15 protein-coding genes are annotated in these 17,789 nt (G+C 58.2%); 8 read left to right on the forward strand and 7 right to left on the reverse strand.

The window, feature by feature from the left end:
• The first annotated feature begins 3 nt into the window (after positions 1-3).
• The 5 genes from hisB to hisIE are packed head-to-tail and all read left to right on the forward strand — an operon-like array spanning position 4 to position 3,937.
• A complete protein-coding gene (gene hisB / locus I6L41_RS06730) occupies positions 4-1,113 on the forward strand; it encodes a bifunctional histidinol-phosphatase/imidazoleglycerol-phosphate dehydratase HisB (RefSeq protein ID WP_216962871.1) in 1,110 nt (369 codons plus the stop codon).
• On the forward strand, positions 1,113-1,754 hold the full coding sequence (gene hisH / locus I6L41_RS06735) for an imidazole glycerol phosphate synthase subunit HisH (RefSeq protein WP_216962875.1): 642 nt from the start codon (positions 1,113-1,115) through the stop codon (positions 1,752-1,754). The genes hisB and hisH overlap by 1 nt, the downstream gene beginning before the upstream one ends.
• A 5-nt stretch (positions 1,755-1,759) precedes the next feature.
• Entirely contained in the window at positions 1,760-2,521 is a 762-nt protein-coding gene (gene hisA, locus I6L41_RS06740) for a 1-(5-phosphoribosyl)-5-[(5-phosphoribosylamino)methylideneamino]imidazole-4-carboxamide isomerase (protein WP_216962879.1), read from the forward strand.
• Positions 2,521-3,294: an imidazole glycerol phosphate synthase subunit HisF gene (gene hisF, locus I6L41_RS06745; RefSeq protein WP_216962882.1), complete on the forward strand. Its 774-nt coding sequence runs from the start codon at positions 2,521-2,523 to the stop codon at positions 3,292-3,294. The genes hisA and hisF overlap by 1 nt, the downstream gene beginning before the upstream one ends.
• On the forward strand, positions 3,287-3,937 hold the full coding sequence (gene hisIE / locus I6L41_RS06750; RefSeq protein WP_216962885.1) for a bifunctional phosphoribosyl-AMP cyclohydrolase/phosphoribosyl-ATP diphosphatase HisIE: 651 nt from the start codon (positions 3,287-3,289) through the stop codon (positions 3,935-3,937). Before hisF ends, hisIE begins: the two co-directional genes overlap by 8 nt.
• A 33-nt stretch (positions 3,938-3,970) precedes the next feature.
• Here the strand turns inward: hisIE and I6L41_RS06755 are convergent, their stop codons facing one another.
• Positions 3,971-5,431, reverse strand: coding sequence for a P-loop NTPase fold protein (locus tag I6L41_RS06755; RefSeq protein ID WP_216962888.1), 1,461 nt, complete (start codon positions 5,429-5,431; stop codon positions 3,971-3,973).
• Positions 5,432-5,790: 359 nt separating this feature from the next.
• Between I6L41_RS06755 and I6L41_RS06760 the strand changes: the two genes are divergently transcribed.
• A complete protein-coding gene (locus I6L41_RS06760) occupies positions 5,791-7,080 on the forward strand; it encodes a diguanylate cyclase (protein ID WP_216962891.1) in 1,290 nt (429 codons plus the stop codon).
• An 86-nt stretch (positions 7,081-7,166) separates the two neighbouring features.
• On the opposite strand, the gene I6L41_RS06765 is transcribed toward I6L41_RS06760, so the two are convergent.
• Complete coding sequence (locus tag I6L41_RS06765) at positions 7,167-8,789, reverse strand: acyl-CoA synthetase (RefSeq protein WP_216962894.1); 1,623 nt, start codon at positions 8,787-8,789, stop codon at positions 7,167-7,169.
• Between the two features lie 666 nt (positions 8,790-9,455).
• On the opposite strand from I6L41_RS06765, the gene I6L41_RS06770 reads away from it, so the two are divergent.
• Positions 9,456-10,982, forward strand: a complete 1,527-nt coding sequence (locus I6L41_RS06770) for a YfcC family protein (protein ID WP_216962897.1) — start codon at positions 9,456-9,458, stop codon at positions 10,980-10,982.
• 62 nt (positions 10,983-11,044) lie between these two features.
• Here I6L41_RS06770 and I6L41_RS06775 read toward each other — a convergent pair whose 3' ends face one another.
• Positions 11,045-11,233, reverse strand: a complete 189-nt coding sequence (locus I6L41_RS06775; protein WP_216962900.1) for a hypothetical protein — start codon at positions 11,231-11,233, stop codon at positions 11,045-11,047.
• A 503-nt stretch (positions 11,234-11,736) separates the two neighbouring features.
• Between I6L41_RS06775 and I6L41_RS06780 the strand changes: the two genes are divergently transcribed.
• The gene (locus tag I6L41_RS06780; RefSeq protein ID WP_026035120.1) at positions 11,737-12,276 is read left to right on the forward strand and encodes a glycine zipper 2TM domain-containing protein; all 540 of its coding nucleotides are present in this window, start codon (positions 11,737-11,739) and stop codon (positions 12,274-12,276) included.
• A gap of 117 nt (positions 12,277-12,393) precedes the next feature.
• Here I6L41_RS06780 and xdhC read toward each other — a convergent pair whose 3' ends face one another.
• The 4 genes from xdhC to I6L41_RS06800 form a co-directional block, all read right to left on the reverse strand.
• A complete protein-coding gene (gene xdhC, locus I6L41_RS06785) occupies positions 12,394-12,879 on the reverse strand; it encodes a xanthine dehydrogenase iron sulfur-binding subunit XdhC (protein WP_139408254.1) in 486 nt (161 codons plus the stop codon).
• Positions 12,876-13,754 carry a xanthine dehydrogenase FAD-binding subunit XdhB gene (gene xdhB, locus I6L41_RS06790; RefSeq protein ID WP_139408256.1) on the reverse strand — a complete coding sequence of 293 codons (879 nt, stop codon included), beginning with the start codon at positions 13,752-13,754 and terminating at the stop codon, positions 12,876-12,878. Before xdhB ends, xdhC begins: the two co-directional genes overlap by 4 nt.
• A complete protein-coding gene (gene xdhA / locus I6L41_RS06795) occupies positions 13,747-16,065 on the reverse strand; it encodes a xanthine dehydrogenase molybdenum-binding subunit XdhA (protein ID WP_216962903.1) in 2,319 nt (772 codons plus the stop codon). Before xdhA ends, xdhB begins: the two co-directional genes overlap by 8 nt.
• Before the next feature lie 384 nt (positions 16,066-16,449).
• Complete coding sequence (locus I6L41_RS06800) at positions 16,450-17,751, reverse strand: NCS2 family permease (RefSeq protein ID WP_254203418.1); 1,302 nt, start codon at positions 17,749-17,751, stop codon at positions 16,450-16,452.
• Between the last annotated feature and the right edge of the window lie 38 nt (positions 17,752-17,789).

The raw sequence follows: 17,789 nt of genomic DNA on the forward strand, positions 1-17,789 counted from the left end.
GCGATGAAGACCCCGTTTTTGTTTATCGACCGCGACGGCACCCTGATTGAAGAGCCGGTGACCGACAAGCAGGTGGATAGCCTCGCCAAGCTGCGCTTCGAGCCCATGGTCATTCCGGTGCTGCGCGAGTTGCAGGCCGCCGGCTACGTGCTGGTGATGGTGACCAATCAGGATGGGCTGGGCACCGCCAGCCTGCCGCTGGAGAACTTCCAGCCACCCCACGACCTGATGATGCACCTGTTTGAATCGCAAGGGGTGAAGTGGGAGCAGGAGTTGATCTGCCCGCACTTCCCCACCGACGGCTGCAGTTGCCGCAAGCCCCACCTCGGGCTGGTGAAAGAGTACCTCGCCTCCGGTCGCATCGACTTTGCCAACTCCTTCGTGATTGGTGATCGCCAGACCGACCTGCAGCTGGCCGAGAACATGGGCATTGGCGGTATTCGCTACCACCCGCAGGATCACAACTGGCTCGCCATCCGTGATCAGCTGCTCTCCAAAGGACGAGTTGCCGAAGTAGAACGTTACACTAAAGAGACCCGCATCCAGGCGGCAGTGGATTTAGACAAGAGCGGCGGCAACCAGATCGCCACCGGCATCGGCTTCTTTGATCACATGCTGGATCAAATTGCCACCCACGCCGGTTTCCAGCTCAAGCTGAACGTCAGCGGCGATCTGCATATCGACGATCACCACACGGTAGAGGATGTGGGGCTGGCACTCGGTCAGGCGCTGCGTCAGGCCCTTGGCAACAAGCGCGGTATCGGCCGCTTCGGCTTTGTGCTGGCGATGGACGAGGTGCAAGCGGTGATCGATGCGCGCCCGCTGACCGAGCAGGAGGTGAGCACCGCGCTGGATCTCAGCGGTCGCCCCTACTTCGTATTCGACTGCCCGAGCGGCTTTGGCCGCGACAAGGTGGGCGAGATGGCCACCGAGATGGTGCCCCACTTCTTCCGCTCGCTGTCGGACGCCATGGCCATAACCCTGCAGATGAAGGTGGGCAGCGGCAACACCCACCATCAGGTGGAGGCGCTGTTCAAAGGCTTTGGCCGCGCCCTGCGTCAGGCTATTCGGGTGGAAGGGAGCGAGCTTCCCTCCAGCAAGGGAGTGCTGTGATGGATGTGAGCAAGCAGAAGCTGGTCATTATCGATACCGGCTGCGCGAATCTGGCCTCGGTCAGAATGGCGTTCGAGCGCCTCGGCGTGCGGCCGCTGGTCTCAAGCGTGGCGGCCGATATCGAGCAGGCGGACAAGCTGATCCTGCCCGGTGTCGGCACTGCGGTGGCCGCCATGAAAAACCTCAATGAACGGGGACTGGTGCCCCTTATTCGCGCCGCCAAGCAGCCGCTGCTGGGCTTTTGCCTCGGTATGCAGATGCTGGCGGAGGCCTCCGAAGAGAGCATGAGTGCCGATGGCAGTAAAGGCGATCTCATCGACTGCCTTGGCATAGTGCCGGGCAAAATCCGGCTGATGGAGGTCGGTAATCTGCGCCTGCCCCATATGGGCTGGAACCAGATTGAGCATGACGAAACCCATCCTCTGCTCAAGGGGATCCCGAGCGGCAGCTACTTCTACTTCGTCCACTCCTATGCGCTGGAGGTAACCGAAGCGACGCTGGCGACCTGCGACTACGGCCAGCCGTTTACCGCCATCGTCGGTGGGGTTGCAGAGCACAGCAACTTCTTCGGCGCCCAATTCCACCCGGAGCGCTCAGGCGCATCCGGTGCCCGTTTGCTGCAAAATTTTCTGGAGCTGTGACTAGCATGATCATTCCCGCAATTGACCTTATCAACGGTCAGGTAGTTCGCCTCTATCAGGGGGACTACCAGCAGAAGACCGAATACAGCAGCAGCCCGCAGGCCCGCTTTGACGAATATGTCTCCCAGGGGGCGGTGCAGCTCCATCTGGTGGATCTGGACGGTGCCAAGGATGCCAAGGCGCGCCAGCTGCCCCTGCTGACCCAACTGCTGTCAGCCACCGAAGCGCCTGTGCAAGTCGGTGGCGGCGTGCGCACCGAACAGGATGTGGCAGATCTCTTGGCCGCCGGTGCCAGCCGAGTGGTGATTGGATCCACCGCCGTCAAATCCCCGGATCTGGTGGCGAGCTGGATGGAGAAATACGGCCCCGAGCAGATCGTGCTGGCGCTGGACGTCAATATCGATGCACAGGGCAATCGCCATATCGCGGTAGCAGGCTGGCAGGAGAACAGCGGTGTGACCATCGAGGAGCTGATCGAGCGCTTCCTTCCCGCCGGGCTCAAGCATGTGCTCTGCACCGACATCAGCCGTGACGGCACCCTGGCTGGCACCAACGTCGAACTCTATCGGGATCTCTGTGCCCGCTACCCGAGCGTCGCCTTTCAGGCCTCCGGCGGCATTGGCGGCATCGCGGATATCGAGGCGCTCAAGGGCTCCGGCGTCAAGGGGATCATCCTTGGCCGCGCACTGCTGGAGGGCAAGTTCTCGGTGGGTGACGCCATCGCCTGCTGGCAAGCCCCTGCAGCCGACACAACAGGAGGCAACTGATGCTGGCAAGACGCATTATCCCCTGCCTCGACGTGAAAGATGGCGTGGTGGTCAAAGGGGTGCAGTTTCGCAATCACGAGGTGATGGGCGGTATTGTCGAGCTGGCGCGCCGCTACGCCGAAGAGGGCGCTGACGAGCTGGTGTTCTATGACATCACCGCCTCCAGCGATGCGCGGGTGGTGGACAAGAGCTGGGTGAGCCGGGTAGCGGAAGTGATCGATATCCCCTTCTGCGTCGCCGGTGGCATCAAAAGCGTGGAAGACGCCCGTCAGATCCTCGAATTTGGCGCCGACAAGGTCTCCATCAACTCTCCGGCGCTGGCCGACCCGACCCTTATCAGCCGACTGGCCGAGCGCTTTGGCGTGCAGTGCGTGGTGGTGGGCATTGACTCCTACTTCGACGCCGACACGGGCCACTATCAGGTCAAACAGTTTACTGGTGACGAGAGTCGCACCCGCATCACCGCCTGGCACACCCTCGATTGGGTGCAGGAGGTGCAAAAGCGCGGCGCAGGCGAAATCGTGCTGAACGTGATGAATCAGGACGGCATGCGTCAGGGTTATGATCTCGACCAGCTCAAGCTGGTACGCAGCGTCTGCAAGGTGCCGCTGATCGCCTCCGGCGGCGCCGGTGCCATGGCACACTTTCGCGATGCCTTTACCCTCGCCGATGTGGACGGGGCGCTGGCCGCCTCTGTGTTCCACAAGGGCCTTATCCCCATTCCCGAACTGAAACGCTGGCTGAAAACCGAAGGAGTCGCCATCCGTGAATAACTTCTCTGAAAATGCACAAACCACCGCCAGCGCGCGCCCTCTTGCCGAGCAGCTCGACTGGGAAAAATGCGATGGCATGATCCCCGCCATCGTCCAGCATGCCGCCAGTGGCGAGGTGCTGATGCAGGGCTTTATGACCCGTGAGGCACTGGAAAAGACCCAGACCACAGGTCAGGTCACCTTCTTTAGCCGCAGCAAACAACGGCTCTGGACCAAGGGTGAAAGCTCGGGCAATGTGCTCCAACTCGTGGCCATCAGCACCGACTGCGATCAGGACTCTCTGCTGATTGCCGCCAACCCCGTCGGTCCCACCTGCCACAAAGGGACGACCTCCTGCTTCCATGGTCACCCACTGCCGCCCCTCGGTTTTCTGGCAGAGCTGGAGCAGATACTGGCTTCTCGCAAAGGGGCCGATCCGGCCACCAGCTACACCGCCAGCCTCTATGGCAAAGGCACCAAGCGCATCGCCCAGAAGGTCGGTGAGGAAGGTGTCGAAGTGGCGCTGGCCGCCATGGCCAAGGATCGGGAGGAGCTCATTAACGAATCCGCCGATCTGCTCTACCACCTGACCGTGCTGTTGCAAAACGAAGGGTTGGGATTACAGGATGTGGTACAGCGGCTTTATAAGCGGCATAATAAATAAACTGATAATAAAGCCGGGTTATCCCGGCTTTACTCATTTAAGATAAAAAGAACGCTCAACTAAAATTCTATATATAGACATATCATCCTCTAATTCCGACAAGATCATTCTTACCCAATCATTTTCTTGAAAACCATATTCACCTTCCTCCGTCAAAATATCAACCATGATTTTCCTAATATCAATCTCCCCATGATTAATAGAGCGCATCCAATGATATGAATTAATCAAAAAGTGATCAACATAGATATATCTTTTATCTGTAGCCCCTTTAGAGATATAATCGGGCTCAACATCAACACACTCAGCGTCAGTTATTATATAAGTATGTAATTTGGTTCCATACATGTTCATCTTCAGTTTAAATTCATCAACATCAAGTCTGAAATTTACAACATCACTGTAAAAGTTAGTATCGACCTCATTCAAAGAGATCAAGAAAAGTAACAGCGGAAGATTTAACTCTCTTTCATCTGAATAACTTAATAAGACTATTTTTAATCTATCCAACACAAGAGTAGTCAATCTCAGGTTTAGCGAGAAATGCTCAAACATCATCGTAACGAAATCAGTTAGTGAAGCGTTTTTCTTAAAACATGGCCATATGCCATCCATATTAACACTGAGTAATACAAGTTCATTTTCTATAAAATTCTTCAATGAATCTGAGTTTAAAATGAACCTTCTATGAAAAAATCTACTTAGGTAATGTTGAGCGTTAAACCCTTCTCCATATATGGCTTTAACTGAATGCTGCAACTGCTCGGTATCTGTTGCCAGCACAAATACCACCCTGGGAATATCAAAAATATGCTTGATAGTCTCCAGCATTTCCACAGCATAGGAAGGACGACAACGATCAAGCTCATCTATCAAAATAAATGCGGGATAGTCCAGTTCTCCTTCACTTAAACCAACAGCACCTTCCACCCATTGCCGTATCTCTTGTTTAAGATACTGGATAGATTCATAACGCTCTTTCTGATTACTGCATAAGGCATCTACCAGCTGATTGGCATCATCCCCTTCCAGAGAAAAATCATCTTCTTCCAATCCAGCCTTCTTGATTGCCGCTTTCAACGCCAGTTTGCCGCCAACCTTAAATAATCCAAGCAGCCGCTGACGCATTCCTTCTGGAATCGGGTTTTCTTTTCCCGCAATCATTTTTAACTGGTCGATAATCGATGAAATAACCGTCAATAAAGGATCATCGGAAAAGTCTTGCTGCCAGGCATCGATATAGACGGTGGGATAGTGCGCTTTCAGCTCCATATACCAGCGCTTGATAAACCAGGTTTTTCCCGCCCCCCATTCGGCATTGAGGTTAAGCACATAGTTGCGTTGCTTGCCTTCGGCGGCGAGGTAGTTGGTCAGAAATTCGGCATAGCGGGCGCGATCCAGCCGGTCGGCACTCAAGATCTCTTCGCTACCCGCAATGGCCCCCGGCCCGTCCCACTGAACTGCGTCATTCCAATTAAACGGTGCCACTACCATCTCGTATCTCTCCATATTGCGTTGCTGGAGATGATATCAGGGACACCGAGGAAATAGTTTGACTAAAGACCTATTCGTTACCCTTTTTGCCACTCGGGGAGGTTTATTTAGCTGTTGTTCAACTTCTCTGTCGAGAGCCGATGATACGGGGTCGATACATGGTGGCAAGCTATCTCAACAACCATGGACTCAACTGATTTCCTTTGATTTGCTAAGAGGTTACAACCATGTGACATAACGCAGAACCTGCGGAAATAAATGAGAAATATGCCGTGAAGAGTGCTTAATTTAAAGCAGTTGATGCACGTTGGCCTCGCGTTCAGCCAACCCATCACAGCGACCCAAGGATGGCCAACTTCATGAAGGATGAACCCTTCTCCACCCGATTGCAGCACGAGCTGGATCACCTCAGATCCATCTTTAACGAGATGGGGGCTTACCTCTTTACCAAGGATCTGGATGGCCGTTATATCTATGCCAATCAGGCTGTGCTGGATCTCTTTGGTTGTACCCTGGCCGAACTGCAAGGCAAGGATGATCGCGCCTTTTTTGACCTCGACTTCTCGGAAGATCTGAGACGAAATGATCGTCAGGTGCTGGAGCAGCAGGTCGCCATCGCCCGGGAGGAGATCAACTACCTCAAACCCACGGGAGAGAAACGGGTCTACTGGAGCGTGAAAAAGCCGATGTACGACCGGGATGGCACGCTGATCGGTCTGTGCGGCATCTCCACCGATATCACGGAACACAAGCTGATTGAGGCCCGTATGGCCGAGCAGCATCAGTTGCTGGAGATCATCCTGGCCAACGTGGATGCCCATATCTATATGAAGGACAGCCAGCACCGCTTTCTCTACGTCAATCAGAAGGTGTGTGCCCTGCTCGGTTTACCCGCCGAACAGATCATCAACCGCAGCGATAATGAGCTGTTCTCCCCACACGGAGCCAACCAGCTGTGGCAGCTGGACAACCGGGTGTTCGAAACGGGTGAGCTGCAAGCCGGTGAAGAGTCACTGACCGATACCGAAGGCAAGCAACATTACTACTGGTCTGTCAAAGTCCCCTTCAAGCTGGCTGATGGTACCCCCACCCTGATCGGTATCTCCTCCGATATCACCGAGCTGCACCAGCTCAAGGAACAACTGCAATATCAATCGGTTCGTGACAGCCTCTCCGGACTTTATAACCGCCGTTTCTTCTTCGAGGTGTGCGAAAAGAACCTGAGTATGAACATGCGCCACCACCTCACCTCGGTGCTGATGGTGCTGGATGTGGATCAGTTCAAGTGCATCAACGATCGCTTCGGTCACCCCTCGGGGGATAGCGCGCTGGTGCATCTGGGCAGGGTGATGCAATCGGTGCTGCGCAGCGAAGATGTGCTGGCCCGCATCGGCGGTGACGAGTTTGCCATCTTGCTGCCCAACACCACCCTCTTGGCCGCCGCATCCCTGGCCGAGCGGCTGCGCCTGCAGGTGATGCAAAGCCCACTGCCCCTGCCCGATGGGGAGAAGCTGGTTATCACCATCAGCGCCGGACTGGTGGAAAATGGCGAAGGGGAGCTGATGGAGAGCCTCTACGCCCGCGCCGATCAGATGCTCTATCAGGCCAAACAGAGCGGCCGCAACTGCGTCGCCTGCAAGGCTCCCTAGCCACACAACGGGAGGGCCAGCAGCCCTCCAGACCTCTTGTATCTCCCTCCTATGAATGGCTGTGCTGGCTCCTTACGAACAGGCGGCTACCCCAACTGTTTGCGCAGCACGAATTTTTGCACCTTGCCGGTCGAGGTCTTCGGCAGCGGGGTGAAGATGATGCGTTTGGGGGCCTTGAAGTGGGCCATCTGCTCCCGGCAAAAGGCGATCAACTCCGCCTGGGTAGTCACTCGCCCCTCTTTCAATTTCACGAAGGCGCAGGGCACCTCCCCCCACTTCTCATCGGGCATGGCGATCACCGCCGCTTCGTCCACATCGGGATGGCGATAGAGCACATCTTCCACCTCCAGACTGGAAATGTTCTCCCCGCCGGAGATGATGATGTCCTTGGATCTGTCCTTGATCTCCACATAACCATCCGGGTGCCATACCGCCAGATCGCCACTGCGAAACCACCCCTCCGTCATCGCCTCGGCGCTGGCCGCCGGATTTTTCAGATAGCCTTTCATCACCACATTACCGCGCAGCACTATCTCCCCCATGGTTTTGCCATCTTTGGCTACCGGCTCGCCAGTGACCGGGTTGATGACCCGCATCTCCCCCTGAAGAGGCGACGCAACCCCCTGGCGCGCCTTGAGGCGGGAGAGCGCCGTGGCATCCTGCCCTTGCCAGCTTCTTTGCGGTTCGCACAACACGCAGGGGCCATAGGTTTCGGTCAGGCCATAGACGTGGGTCACGGCGATCCCCATCGCCTCCATGCCGGCGATCACGGTGGCGGGAGGCGCAGCGCCAGCGGTCATCACCTTGATGGGGTGATCCAGTCCCTGCTTGAGCGCCGGATCGGCATTATTGAGCATATTGAGCACGATGGGCGCTGCGCAGAAGTGGCTCACCTTGTGCTCGTGCAACGCCTCATAAATGGCGGCCGCCTGCACATGACGCAGGCAGACGCTCACCCCGGCGGTGGCCGCCAGCGTCCAGGGGAAACACCAGCCGTTGCAGTGAAACATCGGCAAGGTCCAGAGGTAGACGGGATGTTTGGGCAGCTCCCAGGAGAGTACGTTGTTGATGGCGTTGAGGTGAGCGCCGCGATGGTGATAGACCACACCCTTGGGGTTGCCGGTAGTGCCGGAGGTGTAGTTAAGGGAGATGGCCTGCCACTCATCCTCTGGCAACCAGCCGGGTTCATCGCCGTTACCAGTGGCAATAAAGGCCTCATAGGTCAGTTCACTGACAAGCGCCCCTTCCCGGTAGAGGGGATCGTCGATGGCGATGACCAGCGGTTGGCGCTCCAGCAGATCCAGCGCCTTGCGCACCACGGCGCCGAACTCCCTGTCCACCAGCACCACCTTGCTCTGGGCATGCTGGAAGATAAAGGCCATCGACTCGGCATCGAGCCGGGTATTGATGGTGTTGAGCACGGCGCCGCTCATGGGCACCCCGAAGTGGGCTTCAAACATCGCCGGGATATTGGGCGCAACGATGGAGACGGTATCCCCCTCCCCGATACCGCTAAGCCGCAGGGCCGAGGCCAGCTGGCGGCAACGGCGGGCGGTCTCGCCCCAGCTCTGGCGCAGCGGGCCGTGGATCAGCGCCGGATAGTCGGGATAGACCCGCTCCGCCCGCCCCAGAAAGCTGATGGGGGTCAGGGCCTCGAAATTGGCGGCGGTTTTGGCAAGGTCGCGCTCATAGATGTTCTGCACTGTCATCGGATTCCTTCCTCACAGGTGGCACAAAACGGGCAGTTTCGGGATGATTCAGAGATCAGACAGCGACATAGGCATCCTGCCCGTCACTGGTCTCTTATGGGGATGACAGCCTAACAGCGAGCCTGCGGCGACAGGTATTAGCAAAACGTCTTAGACAGGGGCAGCCTGCTGCCAACAGGGGTTCCCTGTTTTCGTTGCAAAAAATATTTCGTTACTGGAAAGCGTGCCATTTTTTTCACAGGCTGTTTTTGGCGAATAACGAAAAATGACGATAGTGGAATATTATTCCGTCAAAGCTGCCTTATATGTCATTTCATTCATCTCGGCACGCACTATTTTCATGACCTTTATTTAAGGCAAGCTGCGTAAAACGAAAGCTGAAATAGTTATTGCATAATAACTTTTATTTCATATCAGCTGTTAAATCCATGGAAAATAAATTTTGTGAGCCATCCCATAAAGCGAGCATGGCACCATGTTCATCCAGCCGCGCACGGGTTACGGTTACAACGTGAAACAATCTACCGGATGTCCAATATCAGGCCAGATTTCTCGCCAATCACTACGCAATACACAGTGAATTTGCGTACCTTGGATGTATGACGCAGAAACCCTATCGACCCGATATTCCGCCGAGCCCAAACCTGCTTTATCAAGGAGCATTTTATGTGTGCCGTGCCGAATACCACACCACGCAGACAATTTCCTACTGCATTTACCATTCTGTTTCTTATTATGTTGCTGGCCATTGCGCTGACCTGGATAATTCCGGCGGGCGCCTATGCCAAACTCTCTTATAATCCGGCCAGTGAAAGCCTGATGGTCAATAGCCCACAGGGGGAAATAAGCCGACTTCCCGCAACCCAGGATGCCCTGGCAAAACTCAATATCAATATTGCGGTAGAGCAATTTACCAACGGCACCATCCGCAAGCCCATCGCCATTCCCGGCACCTATGCACGGCTGGAGCAAGCGCCCAAGGGGCTCGGTGACGTGGCAGTCAGCATGGTCAAGGGCACCATAGAGGGGGCGGATATCATCGTCTTTATTCTGGTGCTCGGGGGGCTGATCGGCGTCATCAACAAGACAGGTGCCTTCAGTGCAGGGCTGGTGGCGTTGTCGCGCAAGACCCGGGGCAACGAGTTCCTGTTTGTGGCGCTGGTCTGCTTCGTAATGGCGCTGGGAGGCACCACCTGCGGACTGGAGGAAGAGGCGGTCGCCTTCTACCCCATACTGGTGCCCATCTTTCTGGCGCTCGGCTATGACTCCATCGTCTGCGTAGGGGCCATCTTCCTCGCCGCCTCCATGGGCACCACCTTCTCCACCATCAATCCCTTCTCGGTGGTGATCGCCTCCAATGCCGCTGGCATTCCCTTTACCGAGGGGCTGATCTTTCGCGCCATTGGCTGTCTGGTGGGTACCCTGGTGGTGATCGGTTATCTCTACTGGTACTGCAAGAAGATCAAGGCCAACCCGGCCTTCTCCTACACCTATGAGGACAGAGAGAGCTTTCGCGCCCGTTTTCTCAAAGAGGGCTCTATGGACGAAGGGGTGCCCTTCACCCTGCGCCGCAAGATCATTCTGACCCTGTTTATCCTCGCCTTCCCGCTGATGGTGTGGGGCGTCTCCATGGCCGGTTGGTGGTTTCCGCAGATGGCAGCCTCCTTCCTGACCATCGCCATCATCATCATTTTTATCTCGGGTCTCAAAGAGAAAGAGGCGGTCGAGGCCTTCACTCAGGGGGCGTCGGAGCTGGTGGCGGTGTCGCTCATCATCGGGCTGGCACGGGGGGTCAATCTGGTGCTGGATCAGGGGATGATCTCGGACACTATTCTGGCCTACGCCTCCGATCTGGTCTCCGGCATGCATGGCGCCGTGTTCGCGGTGGCGCAGATGCTGGTGTTCACCCTGCTGGGGCTGGTGGTGCCCTCCTCCTCGGGGCTCGCAGTGCTCTCCATGCCCATCATGGCGCCGCTGGCGGATACCATCATGATCCCCCGCTATATCGTGGTGTCGGCCTACAACTGGGGGCAATACGCCATGCTGTTCCTGGCTCCCACCGGACTGGTGCTGGTCACTCTGCAGATGCTCGGCATCCAGTTCAACAAGTGGGTCAAGTTCGTGCTGCCCATGGTGGGCTTTGTGCTGGGATTTGGCGCCCTGATGCTGGTGGCGCAAGTGATGTTGGCCTGATGGGCCTTTGATACATGAGTGACAACACCCCGAGCCTGGCGAGGGGTGTTCTTTTGCCAGCCTTAGTGACGCACACGCCCCTGCTGGTGGAAGCAGTAGAGCTTGAGGCTGATGTCGGCGATATCGGCGGGAAGCTCCTCTCCCTGCTCGGCCAGGGGCCGGTAGAGGGATGAGAGCAGACGTTCGGCCTGCTGCACCGTGATGATGTTGGCCTGGATGGCCGGGGTGATCCAGCTGGGTAACATTGACATATCTCCCCCTCGTTGATCCGGTGATCTCGGGTGAACCTCTTCATATCAGGTCTTACGCGGTTGTCTGCCGACCCGTTCACCCTTTGCTTCACTCAATCAAAGCAAAATGCTTGCCGTGATCTCTTATCGGCCAACATCCGATGGGGCTGGAGCCATTTATCAACCACTTGCGTGGCCATCTCAAAGAACAGCGCGCCCGTTCAAAACCTATCCCTTGACCTGCCACCGCCAACGCCTTGCCACTCTGGCATTCTGCTCACCGCCCGCCTTGCAAATTGCGACTCGAATTGCTCCTTATCACACAAGCAAAGCCCGCCATGCGCCGGAAACTGGTCACTTTTAGTTCGTTGTCGCCAAAGTCAGACACTTTTTTGTGGTGGCTATTTTTTGACCTTGCCAGCGCCTGTCGCAGGCCCATCCCCCTCGCCTTGTCCAGCCAACCGGTTGTGACAAGATGGCGCCAGATTGGAACAGCCCGGATGGGTATGCAGGAGAACAACAAGATGAACAGATCCATGATGGCAGGTATCGGTATTGGCATCGCCTCGGCCCTGGCGCTCTCGGCCGCGGCCAGCGGCTCCCTCTTTACACCCCAGCCCACCTTTGCCGAGGTGATCGCCAGCAAGCCGATCACCGAGACAATCAAGACTCCCCGACAGGAGTGTCGCAACGTCACCGTGACTCACCGCAAGCCGGTACAGGATGAGCACAAGATCCTCGGCACCGTGGTGGGCGCAGCGCTGGGTGGCGTGGTCGGCCACCAGTTTGGCGGTGGCAGCGGCAAGAAGGTGGCCACCGCAGCCGGGGCAGTCGCGGGTGGCTATGCCGGTAATCAGGTGCAGGGCAATATGCAGGCGGGCGATACCTACACCACCACCGAGCAGCGCTGCAAGACCGTGCAGGATACGAGCGTCAACACCATAGGTTATGACGTGACCTATCGCCTCGCAGGTCAGGAGGGGGTGATCCGCATGAAGCAAGCCCCGGGCGCCACCATTCCGGTCAAAGATGGCAAATTGGTGATCGACCAGCCAAAAGTGTGATTTCTCCTGACCGCACTCAGCAGCAGGCCCGCCTCTTTCGAGGCGGGCCTGTGTTTTTGGGCGGCTTGATTTCCTTTTTTCAAATAACGGCACGCACCACTCACGGCACCCGAACTATCACCCTTTGCAGCACTTCTTCACCGCCCGTACCACGTTCTGATAACCGGTACAGCGGCAGAGGTTGCCCGACAGCCCGCGGCGGATCTCCGCATCGGTCAGCGGACGGCGTTCGGTCTTGTCGAGCAAGGCGGCGCTCGCCATCACGAGGCCCGGGGTGCAAAAACCGCACTGCACCGCCCCCTCGTCGATAAAGGCCTGTTGCACGTCGGAGAGCTCATTGCCTTTGCGCTCCCCCTCCACGGTACGAATGGATTTGCCATCGGCCCAGACCGCCAGAAAGAGGCAGCTGTCGATAGCGGTGCCATCCACCCGCACGGTACAGGCGCCGCACTCACCGACACTGCACCCCTCTTTCACGCTGATAAGCCCCTGCCCGCGCAAAAAGTGGAGCAGCGACATGGTGGGCGGCACTGCATAGGAGTAAGGCTTGCCGTTGATCTCGCACTGGATCTCCACTGCGGGACAGCTTTGCGGTTGCATCATAGGATCTTGCCTCCGGCACGTTCGACTGCGCAGGCGACCACCCGCTGCGCCAGGGTTTTGATAAGGTGCAGGCGAAACTCTTTCTCCGCCCGCCAGGAGGATCGCGGCGCCACATCGGCTACCACCGCCTCGGCAATCGCTGCCAGTGTGGCGCGAGTCAGGGGTTGCCCTTCGGCCGCCGCTTCCGCGTGCGGGGTGCGCACCGGAGTCGGTGCCGCCACCCCATAGGCCAGCCGCAGACTCTTGAAGTGATCATCCTCAATCTGGCAATAGGCGGCGCAGCCGATGGTGGCGATATCCATGGCATCGCGCATGGCGTATTTGAAGTAGTGGGAGCCCACATGAGGGTGCGAGTCCGGGGCAAAGTGGAATGCCACCAGGATCTCCGCCGGTTGCAGCGCCACCTTGCCGGGACCGGTGTGAAAACCGGCGATGGGGATGCGGCGTGTGCCATCGGGCCCGGCAATCTCCAACTCAGCCTCAAGCGCGACGGTAGGCGCCGCCGAGTCGGCACTGGTGGCGCCGTTGCAGATGTTGCCGCCATAGGTGGCGACGTTGCGGATCTGCGGGCCCGCGATGGTGGCGGCCGCCTCGGCCAGCATCGGCAGGCGGCGCTGCACCAGTTCGTTCTCGATGAGCTCGGTAAAGGTGGTGCCGGAGCCGATGCGGATCGACCCATCAGGCAACTCGCTTACCCCTTTGAGCTCGGGCAAGTCGTGAATATCAACGATATGGCGATAGGCGGCGTTGAGGTGATGCAGCTGGATCATCACATCGGTGCCACCGGCCAAGAGACGCGCCTCGGGGTCAGCCTGACGCAGGGCGACCGCCTCGGCCACACTGTGCGCCTTGTAGTAACGGGCAATATCAAACATGGTGTTGCTCCTCCCCTGATCCCTCGCCAATCAGACCCGCCGCGACAAACTCCCGAAACAGGGTTTTGGGGGTGATAGGCAGCTCGTTGATGGCGACGCCGGTCGCCATGCGAATGGCGTTACGGATCGCCGGGCCCGGCGAGATGATGGGCGGTTCCCCCAGGGATTTGTGACCATAGACCGACTGGGGCTCATAGGTCTGCACGAAATCGCACTCAAGCTCTGGCAAATCCAGCATGGTGGGGAACTTGTAGTCGAGCAGGTTGGGGTTGCGCACCACGCCGCTCTTGGCGTCGATGATCATCTCCTCGAACAAAGACCAGCCGATCCCCATCCCCATGCCGCCATGCACCTGCCCCTGTGCCAGCTGCGGGTTGAGGATCTTGCCCGCATCGTGCAGGTTGAGGATGCGATTGATGGTCACCTTGCAGAGATCGATGTCGACACTGAGATCGACGAAGGTGCAGCCAAAGCTCGGTGGGTTGGTGGTGGTCTTGTGGGAGACCTCCGAGGTGATCTGGCCGCCGATGGTGAGGTGGTAGTAGGCGTTGACCGACACCTCGGCGACGCTGATCAGCACCTTGTCCGGCGCACCCGCCAGCACCACGTAGCCGTCGATCAGGGTGAGCGATCCCACATCCTGATGGCAGAGCTGGGCCGCCAGCGAGAGGATGCGGGCCCGCAGTTGCAGCGCCGCCTGATGGATGGCGGGGGCCGCCACATAGCTCTGGCGCGAGGCGAACGAACCCGGATCGTAGGCGGTGATGTCGGTATCCTGGGTCGAGATGACCCGGATCTGCTCAAACGGAATGCCTAACGTCTGGGCCGCCATCTGGGCAAAGACGGTGTCCGATCCCTGTCCTATCTCGGTGGCGCCGATCTGCAGATTGACGGTGCCATCCTGATTGAGCAGCATGCGGGCGCCGGCAATTTCGACCCCCACCGGGTAGGTGTTGGATCCATAACTGAAACAGGCCACCCCGATGCCGCGCCGCACCCGACTCGCCGGATCCTGTGCCAGACATTCGGCATTGAGCCGCTCCCACTGGAACTGCTCGCCGCCCCGGCGCAGACACTCGGGGAGCCCTGCGCTGTAGATGGTCTTCTGGTTGACCTGATTGACATCCCCCTCGCGGGCCACGTTGGCGATGCGAACTTCGAGCGGATCCAGACCCAGCTCGGCGCAGGCGTCATCCAGCATGCATTCGAGGGCAAACACCACCTGGGGCGCGCCGTAACCGCGCATGGCGCCGGCGGTGGGCAGGTTGCTGTAGAAGGTTTTGGCGTCGTAGCCAAAGGCGCTGCGCGGATAGAGGTAGCTTATCTTGTTGGCGCCGGCACTGGCGATGGAGTGGCCGTGGGAGGCATAGCCGCCGGTGTTGGAGAGCACATCGAGCTGATACCCCTTGAGGGTGCCATCCCGGTTGATGCCGAGGGTGCCGTCGATGGCAAAGCCGTGGCGGGTGCGGGAAGCAAAGAAACACTCCTCCCGGCTCAAGGAAACCTTGACCGGCACGCCGCCAAGCTTGTAGCTCAAAAATGCCGCCATCGGCTCTTCCAGCACATCCTGCTTGTTGCCAAAACCGCCTCCCATGTAGGGCTTGATCACCCGCACGCTCGACCAGGGCAGGCCGAGGGACTTGGCCACCCGGCTGCGCACAATCTGGGGGATCTGGGTGCTACTGACCACGATGATGTGGTCCGGCTGATCCATATAGGCGTAGCAGGTCACCGTCTCCAGATGGCAGTGCTGCACCACCGGCGTCCGGTAGTGCCCCTGAAACTGCAGATCGGCCGAAGCGATAGCATGCTCCGGGTCATTAGCACGAAGCTGGCTTTGGCGTAGCAGATTGCCGCTCGGGTGGATGGGATAAGCACCGTCGGCCAGCGCGCTTTGGGCATCCGTCATCACCGGCAGCGGCTCGTAAGTCACCTTGACCAGGGCGGCAGCCTTCTCGGCCACCAGCGGATCCCGGGCCACCACGATGGCGACGCCATCGCCGAAGTGGCGTACATGGTCGGTGAGCAGACGGCGGTCTTTCACGTCCCGTTTCGCCTCATCGAGAGACCAGGCGTGACCGGCGGTGCGAAAACAGGTGGTGGGCACATCTTCATGGGTAAACACGGCTTCGACCCCGTGCAGGGCCAGCGCTTCGGTCGCATCAATGGCAAGCACCTTGCCGTGGGCAATATTGCTGCGCACGTACTTGGCGTGGCGCATCCCGAGCATGATGTTGTCATCGGTATAGCGAGCGCTGCCGGTCACCTTGGCCTCGGCATCCACCCGCTTGAGCGGTAATCCTATGGACATATGCAAGTCCTTTTTCGAATGGAAAAATCTGGAACCGGCATAAAAAACAGCAAGATATGCGCCTGTTTCCCGCCATCGTCAGGAGAATGGGGAGAAGTGTGAAGGGGATCCCATCTAGCCCGCTTTTGTTGGCCCGAAGCGACAAGCCAAGCGTGGCCCCTTAGCAAACGGGGCCCGTCGGCGGTGAAAAAAGCGGCAGAGCGAGGAGAGCAAGGGTGGGAGCCTATCAATCTGGTAGGAGGATTTATCAAAATGGTATCGCGATGCCCCCCAACTGCGGAGACGGCCGAGGCGTGATAGCCAGCGTGGGCGGGCTGAGCGCCGCAAACATAAGCAGATATAAAAATGGGGCCGCCAGTGCGGCCCCAAACGGGCGGGTTATCCCTAAATAGCCCACCCCCCAGCATAAAAGAGTACCAGTGCCAGGGCGATGATCACGGTGCCGACGTTGAGCTTGTGCCACTCCTTCGAACAGATGCGGCCGATCACCAGCGAGCTGAAGCCAAGCATGATGCCGGTCACGATATTGCAGGTGAGCACGATAAAGACCGCGCACACCAACCCGGACATGGCACCGACCGAATCGTTGAAATCGAGCTTGGTGACGTTGCTCAGCATCAAGAGCCCTACATACATCAGGGCTGGTGCGGTGGCATAGGCGGGCACCAGATAGGAGAGCGGCGAGAGGAACAACATCAGCAGGAAGAGGCCGCCCACCACAGTCGCGGTGAGGCCGGTTTTGCCTCCCGCCGCCGTGCCCGCTGCCGATTCGATATAAACGGCAGCCGGTGCCGCCCCCACAAGGCCGGAGAAGATGCTGCTGACCGAGTCGGCACTGAGCGCCTTGCCGCTGTTGATAATGTGACCCTCCTTATCGAGCAGGTTGGCCTGCCCCGCCACGGCGCGAATGGTGCCGGTGGCATCAAATACCGCGGTCATCACCAGCGCCAGCACGCTGGGCAACACCAGCGGCGAGAGCGCCCCCATGATATCCAGACTGAAGATCAGGGACTTGCCCTGATCGTCCGAGAGGCTAGGCAGGGCGAACAATCCCTGATACTTCACCGCCGGATCGAAAATGAGACCAAAGATGGAGATGGCGATAATCACCAGCAGGATCCCCCCCGGTACTCTCAGCTTTTCCAGCCCGAAAATCACCGCAAGGCCGATCAGGGACATGATGACCGGCATGGAGGTAAAAGCCCCCAGCGCCACCGGCAGTCCCTCCAGCGGGTTCTTGATCACCAGCCCCACCCCGTTGGCGGCGATAAGCAGCAGAAAGAGACCGATCCCGATGCCGGTGCCGTGGGCAATCCCCATCGGCAGGTTGTCGAGGATCCAGCTACGCACCCCGGTCACCGAGATGGCGGTAAAGAGTACCCCCATCAGGAAGACGGCCCCCAGCGCCACCGGAATGGGGATCTGCTGCCCCAGCACCAGACTGAATGCAGTAAACGCCGTGAGGGAAATGGCGCAACCGATGGCCATCGGCAGCTTGGCCCAGAGCCCCATCAAGAGCGAACCGAACCCCGCTACCAGACAGGTGGCGACAAATACGGCGCCGGGGGGAAAGCCCGCCTTGCCGAGCATGCTCGGCACCACGATCACCGAGTAGACCATGGCAAGGAAGGTGGTGAGGCCCGCCAGCACCTCCTGTCTGACGTTGCTGCCCCGCTCGCTGATCATAAAGTAGTGATCAAGAGCCGTGAGCGGCTGTTGCTTTG

The sequence above is a fragment of the Aeromonas sp. FDAARGOS 1411 genome, assembly GCF_019047125.1.
GTDB classification, from domain to species: domain Bacteria; phylum Pseudomonadota; class Gammaproteobacteria; order Enterobacterales; family Aeromonadaceae; genus Aeromonas; species Aeromonas veronii.